The sequence below is a fragment of the Pseudomonas sp. GW456-E7 genome (assembly GCF_059424105.1).
Genome location: NZ_JBWKZB010000007.1, coordinates 137,195 through 154,716 on the forward strand (window position 1 = coordinate 137,195; position 17,522 = coordinate 154,716).

Genomic DNA, 17,522 nt, shown 5'->3' on the forward strand with positions numbered 1-17,522 from the left:
CCGTGTTCACACTAACCACTGTGGGAGCGAGCTTGCTCGCGATGGGGCCCCGTCAGACAGAAAAGATTTCAGGTGAACTCGAAGGTATCGGCATCCAGATTCGCCGGAAACCGTGTGCGATAAGCTTGAAGGTCTGCAGCATTCAGAACGACCTGAAACACCCCATCCGCCTCTCCTGCACTAAGCAACGTCTCACCCTGGAAATCCAGCACCTGGCTGTCACCGGTATAGGCGAAGCCTTTGCCATCGGTGCCAACGCGATTGACTGCCGCCACGTAGCACAGATTCTCGATCGCCCGCGCCGGCAGCAGACGGTTCCAATGCTGGCGTCGCGCACCCGGCCAGTTCGCGGTGTACAGCAGCAGATCCGTGTCCTGAGCGTCACGACTCCACACCGGGAAGCGCAAGTCGTAGCAAATCAGCGGCCGCACGCGCCAGCCCTTTAACTCGAACTGCACCTGGCGCTCGCCCGGGGTGTAGTGGTTATGCTCACCGGCCATGCGGAACAGGTGACGCTTGTCGTAATGCAGCACCTCGCCATCCGGGCGTGCCCACAACAGGCGATTACGGTGACTGCCGTCGGCGGCCTGGATGATCACGCTGCCGGTAATCACGGCATCAAGTCTTGCCGCCTGAACCCGCAGCCACTTGCTGGTGGGGCCGTTTTCCGATTCCGCGAGGGTCTCGGATTCCATGGAAAAACCGGTGGTGAACATCTCCGGCAGAATGATCAGGTCAGCACCGCGAGCCTGCTCCAGCAATGACTCGAAATGCTCCAGGTTGGCCTGACGGTCGTGCCAGGCCAGGGATGTCTGGATCAGCGCAACGGTCAGGTTCGGCAATGCACTCAGATCACGCATAGTTTTTCCGCCGCTTCACGCAGGGTCTCCTCACGCTTGGCGAAGCACAACCGCACCAGGCGCTGCCCTTCAGGCGGTGTCTGGTAGAACACCGAGATCGGGATACTGGCCACACCATGCTCGCGAGTCATCCACAGGGCCATCTCGACATCATTGAGGTCCGGGCGGATCTGCGAGTAATCGACCAACTGGAAATAGGTGCCGGAAGCCCGAGTGAAACTGAAACGCGACGGCACCAGCAGATCGCAGAACAGATCACGCTTGGCCTGATAGAAGTCCGGCAGCTCTTCGACGTGCTCAGGATGCTCGGCCATGAAGTCGGCCAAGGCATATTGCAGCGGCGTCACACCACAGAAATTGACGTACTGGTGCACCTTGCGCAATTCCGCCGTCAGGGCCGGCGGCGCGACCACGTAGCCGGTTTTCCAGCCAGTGACGTGGTAGGTCTTGCCGAACGAGCTGACCACGAAAGCACGCTGATACAGCTCTTCGTGGGCCAGCACACTGACATGGGGCACACCGTCATACACCAGGTGTTCGTAGACTTCGTCGCTGATCAGATAGATGTCGCGATCGCGGATCAACGCCGCCAACTGATCGAGTTCGGCACGACTGATCAATGCACCACTGGGGTTGTGCGGGGAGTTGAGAATGATCATCCGCGTGCGCGGGCTCAGCGCCTGGGCAAGCTTCTCGAAGTCGATACTGAAATCGTTCAAGCCCAGTTGTACGTGCACGCAACGACCGCCGGCCAGCTCTACCGAGGGCTCGTAGCTGTCGTATGCCGGGTCAAACACGATGACTTCGTCGCCGCTGTGGATAACCGCCTGAATGGCACAGAAAATCGCTTCGGTCGCGCCAGGGGTGACCGTCACTTCAGTATCCGCATCCACCTGCGTGCCATAGCTGCGGGCAATCTTCACCGCAATCTGCTGACGCAACACCGGCAGCCCGGTCATCGGCGAATACTGGTTATGGCCACTGGCGATATGCCGGCCAACCGCATCGCACAGGGCCTGCGGGGCCGCGAAATCGGGAAAGCCCTGGGACAGATTGAGCGCGCCGGTCTGTGCCGCGAGCTGAGACATCTGCGTGAAGATGGTGATGCCGACATTCGGCAGCTTGCTGGTGATCATCGGTGGTTCCCTGCTCTACACCCGGCTCTACGGCGGCGCGGGGGAGTCCGAGGATAGCCCAAACGGCGCCCATAAAAAAAGGGCGCTCTGGTGAGCGCCCTCTTTCTGACCGGGCCTTGTAGGAGCTGCCGCAGGCTGCGATCTTTTGATCTTGTCGTTAAAGCAAAATCAAAAGATCGCAGCCTTCGGCAGCTCCTACAAAAGCGGTCGATAGGCCTTCAGGAATCAGCGCTTGTCGCGGCGCTTCTTGTCGGCTTTCTTGTGGTGCGACATCAAACGACGCTTCTTGTTGACCTGACGGTCGGTGAGCGTGTTCTTGTTGCCTTCGTACGGGTTCTCGCCGCCCTTGAACTCGATGCGGATCGGCGTACCGACCAGCTTCAGGACACGGCGGTAAGTGTTTTCCAGGTAACGCACGTAGGACTTCGGCACCTTCTCGATCTGGTTGCCGTGGATCACGATGATTGGCGGGTTTGCACCACCGAGGTGGGCATAACGCAGCTTGATCCGGCGGCTGTTGACCATCGGCGGCTGGTGCTCGCTGACCGCATCTTCGAGGATCTGGGTCAGGCGGCTGGTCGGCCAACGGGTAACCGCAGACTTGAACGAGTTCTGTACCGACGCGTAGAGGTTGCCCACGCCGGTGCCGTGCAAGGCCGAGATGAAGTGGATATCGGCGTAGTCAACGAAGAACAGCCGACGTTGCAGCTCGACCTTCACGAAGTCGCGCTCGCTCGGGGTCATGCCGTCCCACTTGTTGATCGCGATGACCAGCGCACGACCCGATTCAATGGCGAAGCCCAACAGGTTGAGGTCGTGATCGACCACACCTTCGCGGGCGTCCATCACGAAGATCACCACGTTGGCGTCTTTGATCGCCTGCAGGGTTTTGACCACGGAGAACTTTTCGACTTCTTCGTGGATCTTGCCGCGCTTGCGCACACCGGCGGTGTCGATCAGCGTGTACTTCTCGTCGTTACGTTCGAACGGGATGTAGATACTGTCGCGGGTGGTGCCGGGTTGGTCGTAGACGATGACCCGGTCTTCACCGAGCATGCGGTTGACCAGGGTCGACTTGCCGACGTTCGGACGGCCGATGATCGCGATCTTGATCCCGTCTTTTTCGCTTGGGCCAGGAATGCGCTTGGCTTCCTCGCCTTCGGCGACGACCTCTTCCTCTTCGCCTTCCTGCGGCTCGTCTTCGTCACGCGGGAATTCACTCAGTGCCGCTTCCAGCAACTGGGTGATACCACGGCCGTGGGCACCGGCGATCGGGATCGCATGGCCCATGCCCAACGGGGCGAATTCGGCGCGGGCCATTTCCGGGTCGATGTTGTCGACCTTGTTGGCGACCACGTGGGAACGCTTGTTACGTTTGCGCAAATGCTCGGCGATCATCTGGTCGGCGGCGGTAAAACCGGCCTTGGCATCTACCAGGAACAGAACGACATCGGCTTCTTCGATGGCCAGCAGCGACTGCTCAGCCATCTTTTCGTCCATACCGTGCTCGTCACCGGAGATACCGCCGGTGTCGATCAGAATGTAGGAACGCCCTTGCCACTTGGCCTCACCGTACTGGCGATCACGGGTCAGACCGGACAAGTCGCCGACGATGGCGTCACGAGTCCTGGTCAGGCGGTTGAACAAGGTGGACTTGCCGACGTTCGGTCGGCCCACCAGGGCGATTACGGGAACCATGCGGCTCTCCACTTCGTTATTTCAGAAAATACAAAAGCCGCTGCGAGGCAGCGGCTGGTGCTCGGGGCAACACTGCGCGCTTGTCTGTGGGAGCGAGCCTGCTCGCGATAAACGCAAAGGCACCGCGTTCATTCAGGACGCAAACGTTATCGTTGACGTCCATCGCGAGCAGGCTCGCTCCCACATTCATACCCACAAGTGAAGCAGCCTGGGGTGGTTAACCCCAAGCATAGTCAAACCTTTACTTGATGGTCAGGGCTTCCAGTTTGCCGCTGTTGCCATACACATAAATCGTGTCACCCACCACCAGCGGACGGGCACGCAGGCCGTCGCTGTCGATGCGCTCGCGGCCGACGAATCGACCGTCCACCTGACTCAGCAGGTGCAGGTAACCTTCCAGGTCACCGACTGCAACGTAGCTGGAGAACACTTCCGGGGCCGACAGTTGACGACGGGCCAGCGAATCGTTGCTCCACAAGGCTGTGGTGGAACGCTCGTCGACGCCTTCAACGGTACCCGAAGACAGGCTTACATAAACGGTGCCAAAGCCCTGTGCGACACCGGCGTAGCTGGAAGCATCGCGCTGCCAGAGCTGACGGCCGCTTTGCAGGTCCAGAGCGGCAACGCGCCCCTGATAGCTGGCGACATACAGCGTCTCGCCCGACAGCAGCAAGCCACCGTCGATATCGACCACGCGCTCCAGCTCCGAACGACCTTGCGGGATCGCTACGCGCTGTTCCCACACCGGTACGCCGTTGGTGATGTCCACGGCAACCACTTTACCGGTCGACAGGCCAGCCACCGCGAGGCGGTTGGTCACGATCGGCGCACTGGTGCCCCGCAGGGTCAGAACCGCAGGCGTGCTGTCGTAGATCCAGCGACGATCACCGGTGGAGGCATCCAGGCCGATCAGGCGATCGTCCTGGGTCTGAACCACCACAACGTCACCGTTGTTGGCTGGTGGTGCCAGCACTTCGCTGGACACGCGAGCGCGCCACTTTTCTTCACCGTTGATCGCGTCCAGGGCAACGATTTCACCCTTGATCGTACCGATCGTGACCAGACCGTAACCAACGCCGACAGCGCCGGAAACAGGCAGCTCGAGATCTTTCTTCCATTTGACGTCGCCCGTGTGGCGATCCATCGCCATCAACACGCCAGTGACGTCAGCGGCATAGATGGTATCGCCATCGATGGCCGGAACCAGCATGTTGTAGGTTTCGCCCTGACCGTCACCGATCGAACGACTCCACTGCTTTTGCAGAACCACTTCTTCCTTGAAGTCGACCAGTTCGGCCGGAGGCAGTTCTTTTTTGCTGTTGCTGCTGCAACCCGCGGCCAAAATGGCCAGGGCCAGCAATGCTGCATGTTTCCAACGAATCACGTCACGCATCCCCTTTGGCCAGGTCGTCCAGCTTGATTTGCAGGCCACCGACCGCCGCTTCATCCGACAGTGCCGCCTTGGCTTTTTGATACGCCGCGCTCGCCTCGTCGGTACGACCCAACTGCACCAGCAGGTCGCCCTTGAGTTCTTCACGAGTGGCCAGGAATGCCTTGTCGGCATCGCCTTCGAGCAGCTTCAGGGCTTCGTCGGCCTTGTTCTGCGCGCCGAGTACCTGGGCCAGACGCTGGCGGGCGATTTCGCCCAGCGCCGGGTTGGCCGGTTTGGCGACAATGGCCTTGAGCTCGGTGGCCGCGTCGTCCAGCTTGCCGCTGTCGACCGCTACCTTGGCCACGAACAGGCTGCCGTACTGCGCGTAGGCGCTGCCGCCGTACTCGCTGTTGAGCTTGCCGGCCAGGTCCGAAACACGGGCGGCATCAGGCTTGCCGTCAGGCGTCAGCGTGGTTTCGAGCAATTGCTGATAGAGAATCGAGGCGCCTTGCGACTGATTGCTCTGATACTTGTGAAACGCCTGCCAGCCGAACACGATGACCAGCGCCAACAGGCCGCCAGTGACCAGGGGCTTACCGTTGCGTGACCACCATTCCTTCAGTTCCATCAAATGTTCGTCTTCGGTACTCGACACCCCAATACTCCTTAATCGCTAATTCGGCTGTTTAGACAGCTTCAACCCTGCACGACGCAGGTGGCCAGGTGCGCTGCAAGCGCATCCCAGGCAATGCTTTGTTGTTCGCCCTGGCCACGCAGGGGTTTGAAACCTACCACTTGCTGGGCCATTTCGTCGTCACCGAGGATCAGCGCGTACAGCGCACCGCTCTTGTCGGCCTTCTTGAACTGGCTTTTGAAACTGCCCGCGCCGGCATTCACTTGCAGGCGCAGGTTGGGCAACTGGTCACGAACGCGCTCCGCCAGGGTCAGCCCGGCGAGCTCGGCGGCTTCACCGAAGGCGCAGAGGTAGACGTCAACCTGCCGGGAGATCTCTTCCGGAATCTGCTCCAGGGTTTCCAGCAACAGCACCAGGCGTTCGATGCCCATGGCAAAGCCAACGCCGGCGGTCGGCTTGCCGCCCATTTGCTCTACCAGGCCGTCGTAACGACCACCGGCACACACGGTGCCCTGGGCGCCGAGCTTGTCGGTGACCCATTCGAAAACGGTCTTGCTGTAGTAATCCAGCCCGCGAACCAGCTTCGGGTTGATCACGTAAGGAATGCCGGCGGCATCCAGGCGAGCCTTGAGGCCCTCGAAGTGCACGCGGGATTCTTCGTCGAGGTAGTCGGCCATCTTCGGCGCATCGACCAATACCGCCTGGGTGTCGGCGTTCTTGGTATCAAGAACCCGCAGCGGGTTGGTTTTCAGGCGACGCTGGCTGTCTTCGTCGAGCTTGTCCATGTGCGCCGAGAGGTATTCGACCAGCGCTTCGCGATAACGGCCGCGGGATTCGCTGGTACCCAGGCTGTTGAGCTCGAGCTTTACCGCATCGCGGATGCCCAGCTCGCCCCACAGGCGCCAGGTCAGCACGATCAGCTCGGCGTCGATGTCCGGACCGTCGAGGTTGAACACCTCGACACCGATCTGGTGGAACTGACGATAACGGCCTTTCTGCGGACGCTCGTGGCGGAACATCGGGCCGATGTACCAGAGTTTCTGAACCTGGCCACCACCGGTGATACCGTGCTCCAGCACCGCGCGCACACAGGCCGCCGTGCCTTCAGGGCGCAGGGTCAGGGAGTCGCCGTTGCGGTCGTCGAAAGTGTACATCTCTTTTTCGACGATGTCGGTCACTTCACCGATGGAGCGCTTGAACAGCTCGGTGAACTCGACGATCGGCATACGGATCTGCTTGTAACCGTAGTTATCCAGCAGGCGCGAAACGGTGCCTTCGAAATGACGCCACAGGGGGGTCTGTTCGGGCAGGATGTCATTCATGCCACGAATGGCTTGCAGAGACTTGCTCACTTAAATTCCTTAATTCGTTCGATCAGCCACGCGCAATTACGGCAGCGTCAGCTTCGACCTTTTCGGCCGCTTTCTGACGGATCAAGCGTTCAAGCTCATCCACCAGATTGTCATTCGTCAGTTTCTGCGACGGCTTGCCGTCGATGTAAATCAGGTTTGGCGTGCCGCCGGTCAAGCCGATATGGGCTTCCTTGGCTTCGCCTGGGCCGTTGACCACGCAACCGATGACCGCGACATCCAGCGGCACCAGCAAATCCTCGAGGCGCCCTTCCAGCTCGTTCATGGTCTTGACCACATCGAAGTTCTGCCGCGAGCAGCTCGGGCAGGCGATGAAGTTGATGCCACGGGAACGCAGGTGCAGGGATTTGAGAATGTCGTAGCCGACTTTCACTTCCTCGACCGGGTCGGCCGCCAACGAGATGCGGATAGTATCGCCAATCCCTTCGGCGAGCAGCATACCGAGGCCCACGGCGGATTTCACCGTGCCCGAACGCAAACCACCGGCTTCGGTGATGCCCAGGTGCAGTGGCTGGACGATTTCCTTGGCCAGCAGGCGGTACGCTTCGACGGCCATGAACACGTCGGAGGCTTTCACGCTGACCTTGAAGTCCTGGAAGTTCAGGCGTTCAAGGTGCTCGACGTGACGCAAGGCAGACTCGACCAGCGCGGCCGGGGTCGGCTCGCCGTATTTCTTTTGCAGGTCTTTTTCCAGGGAACCGGCGTTCACGCCGATACGGATCGGGATCCCGCGGTCACGGGCGGCATCGACCACCGCGCGCACGCGGTCTTCGCGACCGATGTTGCCCGGGTTGATCCGCAGGCAATCAACACCCAGTTCGGCGACGCGCAAGGCGATCCGGTAGTCGAAGTGGATGTCGGCAACCAGGGGGACTTTGACCAGTTGCTTGATCTTGCCGAAGGCCTCGGCAGCGTCCATGTCCGGTACGGAAACCCGCACGATATCGACGCCGGCCGCTTCCAGGCGATTGATTTGCGCGACCGTGGCCGCGACATCATTGGTGTCGCTGTTGGTCATGCTCTGCACAGCGATAGGCGCATCGCCGCCAACAGGCACGTTACCGACCCAGATCTTGCGGGATTCGCGACGTTTGATTGGAGATTCGCCGTGCATGACTTATTGACCCAACTTCAGGCGAGCAGTCTCGCCACTGGTGAACGGAGCGACATCGACTGGCTGGCCGTTGTAGCTGACCTGAGCGCCACGGGCAAAGCCCAGGCGCACGGAAAACGGTGGTTTGCCATTGACTGCCAGGCTGTCGCCTTTGCGTTTGAGACCGCTGAACAGCACCTTGCCGCTACCGTCGGTCACTTGTGTCCAGCAATCGGAGGTGAACTGCACCTGGACCTGGCCTTGACCGGCCACAGGTGCGGCTGGCACTGGAGCAGGAGCCGCAGCGGCTACCGGTGCAGTCACCGCAGGGACCGGGGCTGCCGGAGCTGCCGGAGCCGGAGTTGCCGGGGTCACCGGCGCTGCGACAACGGGCGCAGGGGTATGCGCAGGTGCCGCTGGCGTGGTCGGTGCTGCCGGGGCGGCTGGCGCAGTCACTTGAGCCTGTTCCGGCGCTTCAGCCGGAGCCTCGGCCTGTGGCAGGGCGAGAGCGGTTCCGCCTTCGGTCTGACCTTCCACGACGGCCTGGTCTTCCGGCTCGTCCAGCGGATGAATCTGTGTCGTACCGTCGGCACCTTCGACTTCTACGTGCTCTGGTGCCAGACCGATCAGGTCCTTGGTGCGCATCGAGGTCTGATCCTGCCACCAGACGAAACCGCCACCAATCACCGCTACCAGCAACAACAGGCTGACGATTCGCAAAATGGTGTGGGAAACCCGGACCGGCTCTTCAATACGACCCAGGCTGTGAACATTGCTGCCCTGGGAGTCGGTACCGGTGGATTGATCGAATTGCTGGACCAGAACGGCCTGGTCCATGCCGAGCAACTTGGCATAGGCGCGAATATAACCACGGGCAAAGGTATGCCCGGGCAGCTTGTCGAAAGCGCCGGCTTCCAGATTGCTCAAGGAAGTGGTGGTGAGGTTGAGCTTGAGGGCCACTTCGGCCAGCGACCAGCCATTGCTTTCGCGGGCCTGGCGCAAAGTCTCACCGGGGTTAACGCGATTCGCTGCTACAACTTCGGGATGCGCCGCTTTCATCATTGCTCCGACAGGTATTGCTGATATTCCGGCGTACCGGGATAGAGTCTTTTTAGTTGCAGGCCTTTACTTGCAGCCTTGTCGCGATCTTCGAACACGTTTGCCAGCCGAACGCCGAGCAATAGACTACGTGCATTTTGCTCGGAGAGCTGGCTGAAACGGTCGTAATAATCTCGCGCGGGCACATAATGCCTGTCTTCGTAAGACAACTCAGCCATTTCCAGCAATGCACGAGGTTGTTGCCGGTTCAGGCGCAGGGCTTTTTCCAGTTGCTGCAGGGCCAGATCACGCTGGCCGAGCATTGCAGCGGTCATGCCCAGGTTCTCGAACACCCGCGAACGCTCAGGATACAGCGTATCGGCAGCGGCTTGTTCAAAGCGCTCGTAGGCTTCGGTGTAACGTTTTTGCTCGAAAAGAAAACTGCCGTAATTATTGAGGATTCGTGCGTCGCCCGGACGGGAAGACAGCGCCTTGCGAAAATGCTCGTCGGCAAGTTCCGGCTCCATCTCGGCCTGGAACACCAGCCCCAGCGCCGCGTTGGCATCAGGGTCGGAGCCATCCAGTTCCAGGGCTTTCCTCAGCGGAACCTTGGCGCGCTCGGTCATGCCTTGTTGCAAATACCCGATACCAAGCTGCACGTATGCCTCACGCGCTTCATCACGGCCCTTGCTGGTCTTCATCGGGTTGTAATCACCCGAAAGCACGCAGCCAGCACACAGGCTGGCCAACAGCAAAAGCAGCGCAAAGCGCAGGGACATAGAGATCCTCTCTTAATTGTTGTTCGCAGTGCTCGAAGCAACATCGCTGTCGGCGTTCAATTCACGCACGGCGATATAACGTTCGCTGCGACGGGTGCGATCCAGCACCTGCCCTACCAATTGACCACAGGCGGCGTCGATGTCTTCACCACGGGTGGTGCGGACGGTGACGTTGAAACCGGCATGATGAAGCTGATCCTGGAAACGACGAATGGCGTTGTTGCTCGGACGCTCGTACCCGGAATGCGGGAACGGGTTGAACGGGATCAGGTTGATCTTGCACGGGATGTTCTTGAGCAGCTCGATCATTTCCACGGCGTGCTCAAGCTTGTCGTTGACGTCCTTGAGCAAGGTGTACTCGATGGTCAGCACACGTTTTTCGCCCAGGGACGACATGTAGCGCTGGCACGACTCGAGCAGCATCTTAAGCGGATACTTCTTGTTGATCGGCACCAATTGGTTACGCAATGCGTCATTCGGTGCGTGCAGGGACAACGCCAGGGAGACGTCGATGTGCTTGGAGAGCTCATCGATCATCGGTACCACACCGGAGGTCGACAGGGTTACGCGGCGCTTGGAAATGCCGTAGCCCAGGTCGTCCATCATCAGGTGCATGGCCGCGACGACGTTGTCGAAGTTCAGCAGCGGCTCACCCATGCCCATCATCACCACGTTGGTGATGGCACGGTCGACGGTTGCCGGGACGCTGCCAAAGGATTTGTTGGCAATCCACACCTGGCCGATGACTTCGGCGGCGGTGAGGTTGCTGTTGAAGCCTTGCTTGCCGGTGGAGCAGAAACTGCAATCCAGGGCACAGCCTGCCTGGGACGAAACGCACAAGGTGCCGCGTTTGCCCTGGGGAATGTACACGGTCTCGACGCAGCTGCCGGACGCCACGCGCACCACCCACTTGCGGGTGCCGTCGCTGGAGATGTCCTCGCTGACCACTTCCGGACCACGGACCTCAGCAACAGCCTTGAGCTTTTCGCGCAAGGCCTTGCTGACGTTCGTCATGGCATCGAAATCATCGACACCAAAGTGGTGAATCCATTTCATTACCTGACCGGCACGGAAACGCTTCTCCCCGATTGAGTCGAAGAATTTTTCCATTTCCAGCTGAGTCAGACCCAGCAGGTTAGTTTTTACAGTCGATGTAGTCATGGATTCACCTTCACTCTTAAGCCAATGCTTAGCGAGTGGTTACTTCAGTAGCTGCGAAGAAGTACGAGATTTCGCGAGCGGCAGCGGCTTCGGAGTCCGAACCGTGTACGGCGTTGGCGTCGATGGAGTCAGCGAAGTCAGCACGGATGGTGCCGGCAGCAGCTTCTTTAGGGTTGGTAGCGCCCATCAGCTCACGGTTCAGAGCGATAGCGTTTTCGCCTTCCAGAACCTGAACGACAACCGGACCGGAGATCATGAAAGCAACCAGGTCGTTGAAGAAACCACGAGCGCTGTGCTCAGCGTAGAAGCCTTCGGCTTCAGCTTTGGACAGTTGCTTCAGTTTCGAAGCTACAACGCGCAGGCCGGCTTTTTCGAAACGAGTGGTGATCTCGCCGATCACGTTTTTAGCAACGGCGTCAGGCTTGATGATGGAGAAAGTACGTTGAACAGCCATGGTGTAACTCCAGAAACGGTAATTTACGAAAAATTAAACCCGCGAATTATACGCGGGTTCTCGGGTATTGCCTAACCTGCGGCGTGGCTCAGTCGCGTTCTTCGATCCAGTGGGCCTGAATGGCCTCCAGGATCTTTTCGCCACAATGCTCAGGCAAGTCGTCGAAATCGGGTAATTCCATTACCCATTTGCGCAGATCGACGAAGTTGACCGACATAGGGTCCACGTCGGGCTTGCTTTCGGCCAGCTGGATCGCGATCTCCAGCACATCAGTCCACTTGAGTTTCATGACAATTCCTTGAATCAGTGCGGCGCTTCGGCGGCGTGGTTGAGCGAGTACTTCGGAATTTCGACCGTCAGGTCTTCGGTACCGACCTTGGCCTGGCAGCCCAGGCGGGACTCGCGCTCAAGGCCCCAGGCCTTATCAAGGTAGTCTTCTTCCAGCTCGTCGGCTTCTTCCAGCGAGTCGAAACCCTCGCGGATGATGCAGTGGCAGGTGGTGCAGGCACACACGCCGCCACAGGCGCTTTCCATCTCGATGTGGTGTTCATGGGCCAGTTCGAGGATGGAAACCCCCGTCTCAGCCTCAACAACCATGCCTTCGGGGCAAAACTTCTCGTGTGGCAGAAAAATGACCTGCGGCATCGTTATTCCTCAATCTCATTCAGGTTGCGCCCCGCCAGCGCGGCTTTCACCGTCGAGTCCAGGCGGCGGGCAGCAAAGGCGTCGGTCACTTGCGACAGACGCTTGGTCTGCTGCTCGATGGCGTAACCATCGGTACCTTTCATCAGTTCGGTCAGTTCCTGCACCTGCAGGTCGATGACCAGGCGCTCTTCGGCGTCGAGCAAACGCTTGCCATCGGCCTCCAGAGCGGCCTGCACGGCCTCGATCAGGCGCTGGGCGTCGACCTGCTGCTCGCGCAGTACACGGGCAACCTTGTCGTCATTGGCGTGCTGGAACGAGTCCTTGAGCATTTTGGCGATTTCGCCGTCGGTCAGGCCGTAGGACGGCTTGACCTGAATGCTGGCTTCGACACCCGAACCCAGTTCGCGAGCGGAAACACTGAGCAGACCGTCGGCATCGACCTGGAAGGTCACGCGAATCTTCGCCGCACCTGCCACCATTGCCGGGATACCGCGCAGTTCGAAGCGCGCCAGGGAGCGGCAGTCGCTGATCAGCTCGCGCTCGCCCTGCAACACGTGGATCGCCATGGCCGACTGGCCGTCTTTATAGGTGGTGAAGTCCTGGGCGCGAGCGACGGGGATGGTGGTGTTGCGCGGAATCACCTTCTCCATCAGGCCACCCATGGTTTCCAGGCCCAGGGACAACGGAATCACGTCGAGCAGCAGCAGCTCACCACCATCGCGCTTGTTACCGGCCAAGGTATCGGCCTGGATCGCAGCACCAATGGCAACCACTTGATCCGGGTCGATTTCAGTCAGGGGCTGGCGACCGAACGCTTCGGCGACGGCTTCGCGAACGCGGGGTACGCGAGTCGAACCACCGACCATGACCACGGCGTGCACGTCTTCCAGCTCGATACCGGAATCACGTACCGCACGACGGCAGGCTTTGAGGCTGCGCGCGACCATCGGCTCGATCAGCGCATTGAAGGCATCACGGGTCAGCTCGGCTTTCCAGTCGCCATAGGCCACTTCAACGGCAGGCGCATTGGTCAGGGCTTCCTTGGCCGCACAGGCGGTTTGCAGCAAGTTGCGCTGCGCACCCGGATCGAGGTCGGCGGACAGACCGGCGCTCTCGATGATCCAGCCAGCGATCGCGTGGTCGAAGTCATCACCACCCAGGGCACTGTCGCCGCCGGTGGCCAGGACTTCGAAGACGCCGCCGGTCAGGCGCAGAATCGAAATATCGAAGGTACCGCCGCCCAGGTCGTAAATGGCGACCAGGCCTTCGGCATGCTGATCCAGACCATAGGCCACTGCGGCAGCGGTCGGCTCATTGAGCAAGCGCAGCACATTCAGGCCGGCCAGCTTGGCCGCGTCCTTGGTGGCTTGACGCTGAGCGTCGTCGAAATAGGCCGGAACGGTGATCACCGCACCCACCAGTTCACCACCCAGGGTCTCCTCGGCGCGCTGGCGCAGGACCTTGAGGATATCGGCGGACACTTCGACCGGGCTTTTCGGGCCCTGGATCGTGTCGATGAACGGCATGTGCGACTCGCCGCCGACAAAGCGGTAGGGCAGTTGCTCGCCCAGCTGCTTGACGTCGGACAGACCACGACCCATCAAGCGCTTGACCGACAGCACGGTATTCAGGGGATCGGTGGCGGCAGCCAGCTTGGCGGATTCGCCAACCTCGACGCGATCAGCGTGATAGCGCACGGCAGACGGCAGGATGACCCGCCCTTGCGCGTCAGCCAGAGGCTCGGAAAGTCCACTGCGCAATGCAGCGACCAGCGAATTGGTAGTGCCCAAGTCGATCCCCACAGCCAGACGACGCTGGTGCGGTTGAGGACTTTGGCCGGGTTCGGCGATCTGCAGTAGGGCCATCGTTATCAGGACTTATCTGTATATCAGGCGTGCGACCGGAGCGGCACTGGGTTAATCGTCGAGGCGCTCTTCTAACTGGCGCACTTCGTAGGTGAGCTTGTCGAGGAACTGCATGCGCCGCATCAGGCGTTCGGCCCGTTCACGTTGCGCGGCATCGTTCCAGCAAGCTGCGAAGTTTTGGTTCAGTTCATCCTGGGCAGCCTTCAGGCGACGCTTGAAGACGGCAACGCCATTGAGGTCGGCGCTGTCCTGCAGGTCTTCGAGCTCTTCACGCAGCTCCATCTGCTGCAGAAGGAACTCCGGATCATGCACCGTGACCTCCAGCGGCAGCTCGCCACCATTCAAGGCGAGCAGGTAACGCGCGCGCTTGGGTGGACTCTTGAGCGTCTGATAGGCCTCGTTGAGGCTCGCGGATTGCTCCAGCGCCAGCCGCTGCTCGCGCTCGGAAGCGTCTGCAAAGCGGTCCGGATGAACGCCGCGCGCCAACTCACGGTAGCGCGTAGCCAGCTGATCGAGATCCAGATCGAAACTCGGTTGCAGCTCGAATAAAGCGAAATGACAAGGAGTACCCACGACAAGCCTCAGATGTTGAAGCTTTCGCCGCAGCCACATTCACCGCGTACGTTGGGGTTGTTGAACTTGAAGCCTTCGTTCAACCCTTCCTTGACGAAATCGAGTTCGGTGCCGTCCAGGTAGGCCAGGCTTTTCGGGTCGATAATCACTTTTTCGCCGTGACTTTCGAACACCTGGTCCTCAGCAACCACCTCGTCGACAAACTCCAGCACGTAGGCAAGGCCGGAACAGCCCGTGGTGCGAACACCCAGACGAATCCCTTCACCCTTGCCACGCCCGTCGAGGGAGCGTCGCACGTGCTTGGCCGCCGCTTCTGTCATGCTGATAGCCATCGTTGACTCCTTACTCGTCGCCAAATGCTTAGATCAAGCCTTTCTTCTGCTTGTAGTCGCGAACAGCCGCCTTGATGGCGTCTTCAGCGAGTACCGAGCAGTGGATTTTCACTGGCGGCAGGGCCAGTTCTTCAGCCAGCTGGGTGTTCTTGATGGTTTCCGCTTCGTCCAGGGTCTTGCCCTTCATCCACTCGGTGGCGAGGGAGCTGGAAGCGATAGCCGAACCGCAGCCGTAGGTCTTGAACTTGGCATCTTCGATGATGCCGGCGTCGTTGACCTTGATCTGCAGGCGCATCACGTCGCCGCACGCCGGAGCGCCGACCATGCCGGTGCCGACATCAGGATCTTCCGCGTCCATCTTGCCGACGTTGCGCGGGTTTTCGTAGTGGTCGATGACCTTTTCGCTGTAAGCCATGATTCTCAATCCTCACTCATCAGGGCCGCTCTTGAGACCCTGTAGTTGCGCTGCATTTACCGCCGCGCTGCTACAGGACCTGTATCCGGCGGCTTCTATAGTTAGTGTGCCGCCCACTCGATCTTCGAGATATCGACGCCGTCTTTGTACATGTCCCACAGCGGCGACAGAGCGCGCAGCTTGGTTACGGCCTCGCAGACTTTCTGCGCGGCGTAGTCGATTTCTTCTTCGGTGGTGAAACGGCCGAAGGTGAAGCGGATCGAGCTGTGAGCCAGTTCGTCGTTGCGGCCCAGGGCGCGCAGTACGTACGAAGGCTCAAGGGATGCCGAGGTGCAGGCCGAACCGGACGACACCGCCAGATCCTTGAGCGCCATGATCAGCGACTCGCCTTCAACGTAGTTGAAGCTCAGGTTCAGGTTGTGCGGAACGCGGGCGGTCAGGCTGCCGTTGACGTACAGCTCTTCCAGGTGCTCGACCTGCTTGTAGAAACGGTCGCTCAGGGCCTTGATGCGTACGTTCTCGGCAGCCATGTCTTCCTTGGCTACGCGGAAAGCTTCACCCATGCCGACGATCTGGTGGGTCGCCAGGGTGCCGGAACGCATGCCGCGTTCGTGGCCGCCACCGTGCATGGTCGCTTCGATACGTACGCGCGGCTTGCGGCTTACGTACAGGGCGCCGATGCCTTTAGGACCGTAGGTCTTGTGGGCGGAGAACGACATCATGTCGACTTTCAGCTTCTGCAGGTCGATCTCGACCTTGCCGGTGGACTGAGCGGCGTCGACGTGGAACAGGATGCCCTTGGAGCGGAGCAGTTCGCCGATCGCTGCGATGTCGTTGATGGTGCCGATTTCGTTGTTCACGTGCATGACCGAAACCAGGATGGTGTCGTCGCGCAGTTCGGCTTCGATCATCTCCGGGGTCACCAGGCCGTCGGTGCGCGGCTCGATGTAGGTCACTTCGAACCCTTCACGCTCCAGTTGGCGCATGGTGTCCAGGACAGCCTTGTGCTCGATCTTGGTGGTGATCAGGTGCTTGCCTTTGGTGGCGTAGAAATGTGCCGCACCCTTGATTGCCAGGTTGTCGGATTCGGTGGCACCGGAGGTCCAGACGATTTCACGCGGATCGGCATTGACCAGGTCGGCCACCTGACGACGGGCGTTTTCAACGGACTCTTCAGCTTTCCAGCCGAACACGTGGGAACGGGACGCCGGGTTACCGAAGTTTCCGTCGACCAGCAGGCATTCACTCATCTTTTGCGCGACACGCGGATCAACCGGGGTGGTCGCAGAGTAATCAAGGTAAATCGGCAATTTCATGGACTATCTCCTAAATCAGGCTGGCTGGCGTGCCGCTAGCTCTTTGGCTGTCATTCGACGGCGGACGCTTCAATCTTGTCCAGGCGTGGCACCTTGCTGTTGCAACGGCGCTGGTCCTGACGCTGGGCTACTTCTTGCACCTCACGGCGAGTCACAAGGTCAGCCAAGCTGATACCGCTCAGAAATTCGTGAATCTGCAGGCTCAGGTCGCACCACAAGTGGTGGGTCAGACAGGTGTCGCCTTGATGGCAATCACCCTGCCCCTGGCATTTGGTGGCATCGACCGATTCGTTCACCGCATCGATCACCTGGGCGACCTGGATGCCCTGCATGTCGCGGGACAATTGGTAGCCACCGCCCGGACCACGCACGCTGGACACCAGATTGCTGCGGCGCAATTTGGCAAAAAGCTGTTCGAGGTAGGACAGGGAGATGCCTTGGCGCTCGGAGATATCGGCCAGGGACACGGGCCCGTGCTGCGCGTGCAACGCCAGGTCAAGCATGGCGGTCACGGCGTATCGGCCTTTTGTAGTCAGTCGCATGGACAATTACCACGGAGTTCGGAATGAGGCGAGTATGCAATTCCCGAGTATTTAAGTCAACTATAAGACCTAGTACATTAGTCGGGATTACCCGCAAAGAGCGGGCGCATCATAGCAGGGTCTGCGGCTTAATGGCACACCGCTTAGCGCAGCGCCATTACCCAAATACGACCCCCGCCCCCTGTAGGAGCTGCCGCAGGCTGCGATCTTTTGACTTTGATTTTTAAAAAAACAAGATC

The 17,522-nt window shown here is 59.9% G+C and carries 19 protein-coding genes; all 19 read right to left on the reverse strand.

Going from position 1 to position 17,522, the window contains the following annotated elements:
* Window positions 1-68: 68 nt before the first annotated feature.
* The 19 genes from AC07YV_RS07435 to iscR all read right to left on the reverse strand — a co-directional run bounded on the left by AC07YV_RS07435 (window position 69) and on the right by iscR (window position 17,283).
* Window positions 69-860 (reverse strand): amidohydrolase, encoded by a 792-nt coding sequence (locus AC07YV_RS07435; RefSeq protein WP_102699117.1) that lies wholly within the window; start codon window positions 858-860, stop codon window positions 69-71.
* Window positions 848-1,996, reverse strand: a complete 1,149-nt coding sequence (locus AC07YV_RS07440; RefSeq protein WP_102699118.1) for a pyridoxal phosphate-dependent aminotransferase — start codon at window positions 1,994-1,996, stop codon at window positions 848-850. Before AC07YV_RS07440 ends, AC07YV_RS07435 begins: the two co-directional genes overlap by 13 nt.
* Before the next feature lie 225 nt (window positions 1,997-2,221).
* On the reverse strand, window positions 2,222-3,694 hold the full coding sequence (gene der / locus AC07YV_RS07445; protein ID WP_007973987.1) for a ribosome biogenesis GTPase Der: 1,473 nt from the start codon (window positions 3,692-3,694) through the stop codon (window positions 2,222-2,224).
* Between the two features lie 241 nt (window positions 3,695-3,935).
* The gene (gene bamB / locus AC07YV_RS07450) at window positions 3,936-5,087 is read right to left on the reverse strand and encodes an outer membrane protein assembly factor BamB (protein WP_102699119.1); all 1,152 of its coding nucleotides are present in this window, start codon (window positions 5,085-5,087) and stop codon (window positions 3,936-3,938) included.
* Window positions 5,080-5,721, reverse strand: coding sequence for a tetratricopeptide repeat protein (locus AC07YV_RS07455; RefSeq protein ID WP_102699120.1), 642 nt, complete (start codon window positions 5,719-5,721; stop codon window positions 5,080-5,082). Before AC07YV_RS07455 ends, bamB begins: the two co-directional genes overlap by 8 nt.
* A gap of 41 nt (window positions 5,722-5,762) precedes the next feature.
* Window positions 5,763-7,052: a histidine--tRNA ligase gene (hisS, locus tag AC07YV_RS07460; RefSeq protein WP_007973994.1), complete on the reverse strand. Its 1,290-nt coding sequence runs from the start codon at window positions 7,050-7,052 to the stop codon at window positions 5,763-5,765.
* Between the two features lie 22 nt (window positions 7,053-7,074).
* Complete coding sequence (ispG, locus tag AC07YV_RS07465; protein ID WP_003185136.1) at window positions 7,075-8,184, reverse strand: flavodoxin-dependent (E)-4-hydroxy-3-methylbut-2-enyl-diphosphate synthase; 1,110 nt, start codon at window positions 8,182-8,184, stop codon at window positions 7,075-7,077.
* Between the two features lie 3 nt (window positions 8,185-8,187).
* On the reverse strand, window positions 8,188-9,222 hold the full coding sequence (locus AC07YV_RS07470; RefSeq protein ID WP_102699121.1) for a RodZ domain-containing protein: 1,035 nt from the start codon (window positions 9,220-9,222) through the stop codon (window positions 8,188-8,190).
* Window positions 9,222-9,980 carry a type IV pilus biogenesis/stability protein PilW gene (pilW, locus tag AC07YV_RS07475; RefSeq protein WP_102699122.1) on the reverse strand — a complete coding sequence of 253 codons (759 nt, stop codon included), beginning with the start codon at window positions 9,978-9,980 and terminating at the stop codon, window positions 9,222-9,224. Before pilW ends, AC07YV_RS07470 begins: the two co-directional genes overlap by 1 nt.
* Before the next feature lie 12 nt (window positions 9,981-9,992).
* Window positions 9,993-11,141 carry a dual-specificity RNA methyltransferase RlmN gene (gene rlmN, locus AC07YV_RS07480; RefSeq protein WP_007973997.1) on the reverse strand — a complete coding sequence of 383 codons (1,149 nt, stop codon included), beginning with the start codon at window positions 11,139-11,141 and terminating at the stop codon, window positions 9,993-9,995.
* 28 nt (window positions 11,142-11,169) lie between these two features.
* Window positions 11,170-11,595, reverse strand: a complete 426-nt coding sequence (ndk, locus tag AC07YV_RS07485) for a nucleoside-diphosphate kinase (RefSeq protein WP_007903599.1) — start codon at window positions 11,593-11,595, stop codon at window positions 11,170-11,172.
* Window positions 11,596-11,683: 88 nt separating this feature from the next.
* Window positions 11,684-11,884, reverse strand: a complete 201-nt coding sequence (gene iscX / locus AC07YV_RS07490; protein WP_102699123.1) for a Fe-S cluster assembly protein IscX — start codon at window positions 11,882-11,884, stop codon at window positions 11,684-11,686.
* A 14-nt stretch (window positions 11,885-11,898) separates the two neighbouring features.
* The gene (gene fdx, locus AC07YV_RS07495) at window positions 11,899-12,240 is read right to left on the reverse strand and encodes an ISC system 2Fe-2S type ferredoxin (RefSeq protein WP_015093626.1); all 342 of its coding nucleotides are present in this window, start codon (window positions 12,238-12,240) and stop codon (window positions 11,899-11,901) included.
* Between the two features lie 2 nt (window positions 12,241-12,242).
* Window positions 12,243-14,105 carry a Fe-S protein assembly chaperone HscA gene (gene hscA, locus AC07YV_RS07500; protein ID WP_102699124.1) on the reverse strand — a complete coding sequence of 621 codons (1,863 nt, stop codon included), beginning with the start codon at window positions 14,103-14,105 and terminating at the stop codon, window positions 12,243-12,245.
* Between the two features lie 51 nt (window positions 14,106-14,156).
* Entirely contained in the window at window positions 14,157-14,678 is a 522-nt protein-coding gene (hscB, locus tag AC07YV_RS07505) for a co-chaperone HscB (RefSeq protein ID WP_102699125.1), read from the reverse strand.
* An 8-nt stretch (window positions 14,679-14,686) separates the two neighbouring features.
* Window positions 14,687-15,010 (reverse strand): iron-sulfur cluster assembly protein IscA, encoded by a 324-nt coding sequence (gene iscA, locus AC07YV_RS07510; RefSeq protein WP_007974004.1) that lies wholly within the window; start codon window positions 15,008-15,010, stop codon window positions 14,687-14,689.
* Between the two features lie 28 nt (window positions 15,011-15,038).
* Window positions 15,039-15,425, reverse strand: coding sequence for a Fe-S cluster assembly scaffold IscU (iscU, locus tag AC07YV_RS07515; RefSeq protein WP_007974006.1), 387 nt, complete (start codon window positions 15,423-15,425; stop codon window positions 15,039-15,041).
* A 101-nt stretch (window positions 15,426-15,526) separates the two neighbouring features.
* On the reverse strand, window positions 15,527-16,741 hold the full coding sequence (locus AC07YV_RS07520) for an IscS subfamily cysteine desulfurase (protein WP_008057730.1): 1,215 nt from the start codon (window positions 16,739-16,741) through the stop codon (window positions 15,527-15,529).
* Window positions 16,742-16,791: 50 nt separating this feature from the next.
* Window positions 16,792-17,283, reverse strand: a complete 492-nt coding sequence (iscR, locus tag AC07YV_RS07525; RefSeq protein WP_007974010.1) for a Fe-S cluster assembly transcriptional regulator IscR — start codon at window positions 17,281-17,283, stop codon at window positions 16,792-16,794.
* Window positions 17,284-17,522 lie beyond the last annotated feature (239 nt).

What these genes read in the sequence shown, in the direction of transcription:
- AC07YV_RS07435 (WP_102699117.1), bottom strand. Translation starts at nt 860, where the DNA reads ATGCGTGATCTGAGTGCATTGCCGAACCTGACCGTTGCGCTGATCCAG.
- AC07YV_RS07440 (WP_102699118.1), bottom strand. Translation starts at nt 1,996, where the DNA reads ATGATCACCAGCAAGCTGCCGAATGTCGGCATCACCATCTTCACGCAG.
- der (WP_007973987.1), bottom strand. Translation starts at nt 3,694, where the DNA reads ATGGTTCCCGTAATCGCCCTGGTGGGCCGACCGAACGTCGGCAAGTCC.
- bamB (WP_102699119.1), bottom strand. Translation starts at nt 5,087, where the DNA reads ATGCGTGACGTGATTCGTTGGAAACATGCAGCATTGCTGGCCCTGGCC.
- ispG (WP_003185136.1), bottom strand. Translation starts at nt 8,184, where the DNA reads ATGCACGGCGAATCTCCAATCAAACGTCGCGAATCCCGCAAGATCTGG.
- AC07YV_RS07470 (WP_102699121.1), bottom strand. Translation starts at nt 9,222, where the DNA reads ATGAAAGCGGCGCATCCCGAAGTTGTAGCAGCGAATCGCGTTAACCCC.
- pilW (WP_102699122.1), bottom strand. Translation starts at nt 9,980, where the DNA reads ATGTCCCTGCGCTTTGCGCTGCTTTTGCTGTTGGCCAGCCTGTGTGCT.
- rlmN (WP_007973997.1), bottom strand. Translation starts at nt 11,141, where the DNA reads ATGACTACATCGACTGTAAAAACTAACCTGCTGGGTCTGACTCAGCTG.
- ndk (WP_007903599.1), bottom strand. Translation starts at nt 11,595, where the DNA reads ATGGCTGTTCAACGTACTTTCTCCATCATCAAGCCTGACGCCGTTGCT.
- iscX (WP_102699123.1), bottom strand. Translation starts at nt 11,884, where the DNA reads ATGAAACTCAAGTGGACTGATGTGCTGGAGATCGCGATCCAGCTGGCC.
- fdx (WP_015093626.1), bottom strand. Translation starts at nt 12,240, where the DNA reads ATGCCGCAGGTCATTTTTCTGCCACACGAGAAGTTTTGCCCCGAAGGC.
- hscA (WP_102699124.1), bottom strand. Translation starts at nt 14,105, where the DNA reads ATGGCCCTACTGCAGATCGCCGAACCCGGCCAAAGTCCTCAACCGCAC.
- iscA (WP_007974004.1), bottom strand. Translation starts at nt 15,010, where the DNA reads ATGGCTATCAGCATGACAGAAGCGGCGGCCAAGCACGTGCGACGCTCC.
- iscU (WP_007974006.1), bottom strand. Translation starts at nt 15,425, where the DNA reads ATGGCTTACAGCGAAAAGGTCATCGACCACTACGAAAACCCGCGCAAC.
- AC07YV_RS07520 (WP_008057730.1), bottom strand. Translation starts at nt 16,741, where the DNA reads ATGAAATTGCCGATTTACCTTGATTACTCTGCGACCACCCCGGTTGAT.
- iscR (WP_007974010.1), bottom strand. Translation starts at nt 17,283, where the DNA reads ATGCGACTGACTACAAAAGGCCGATACGCCGTGACCGCCATGCTTGAC.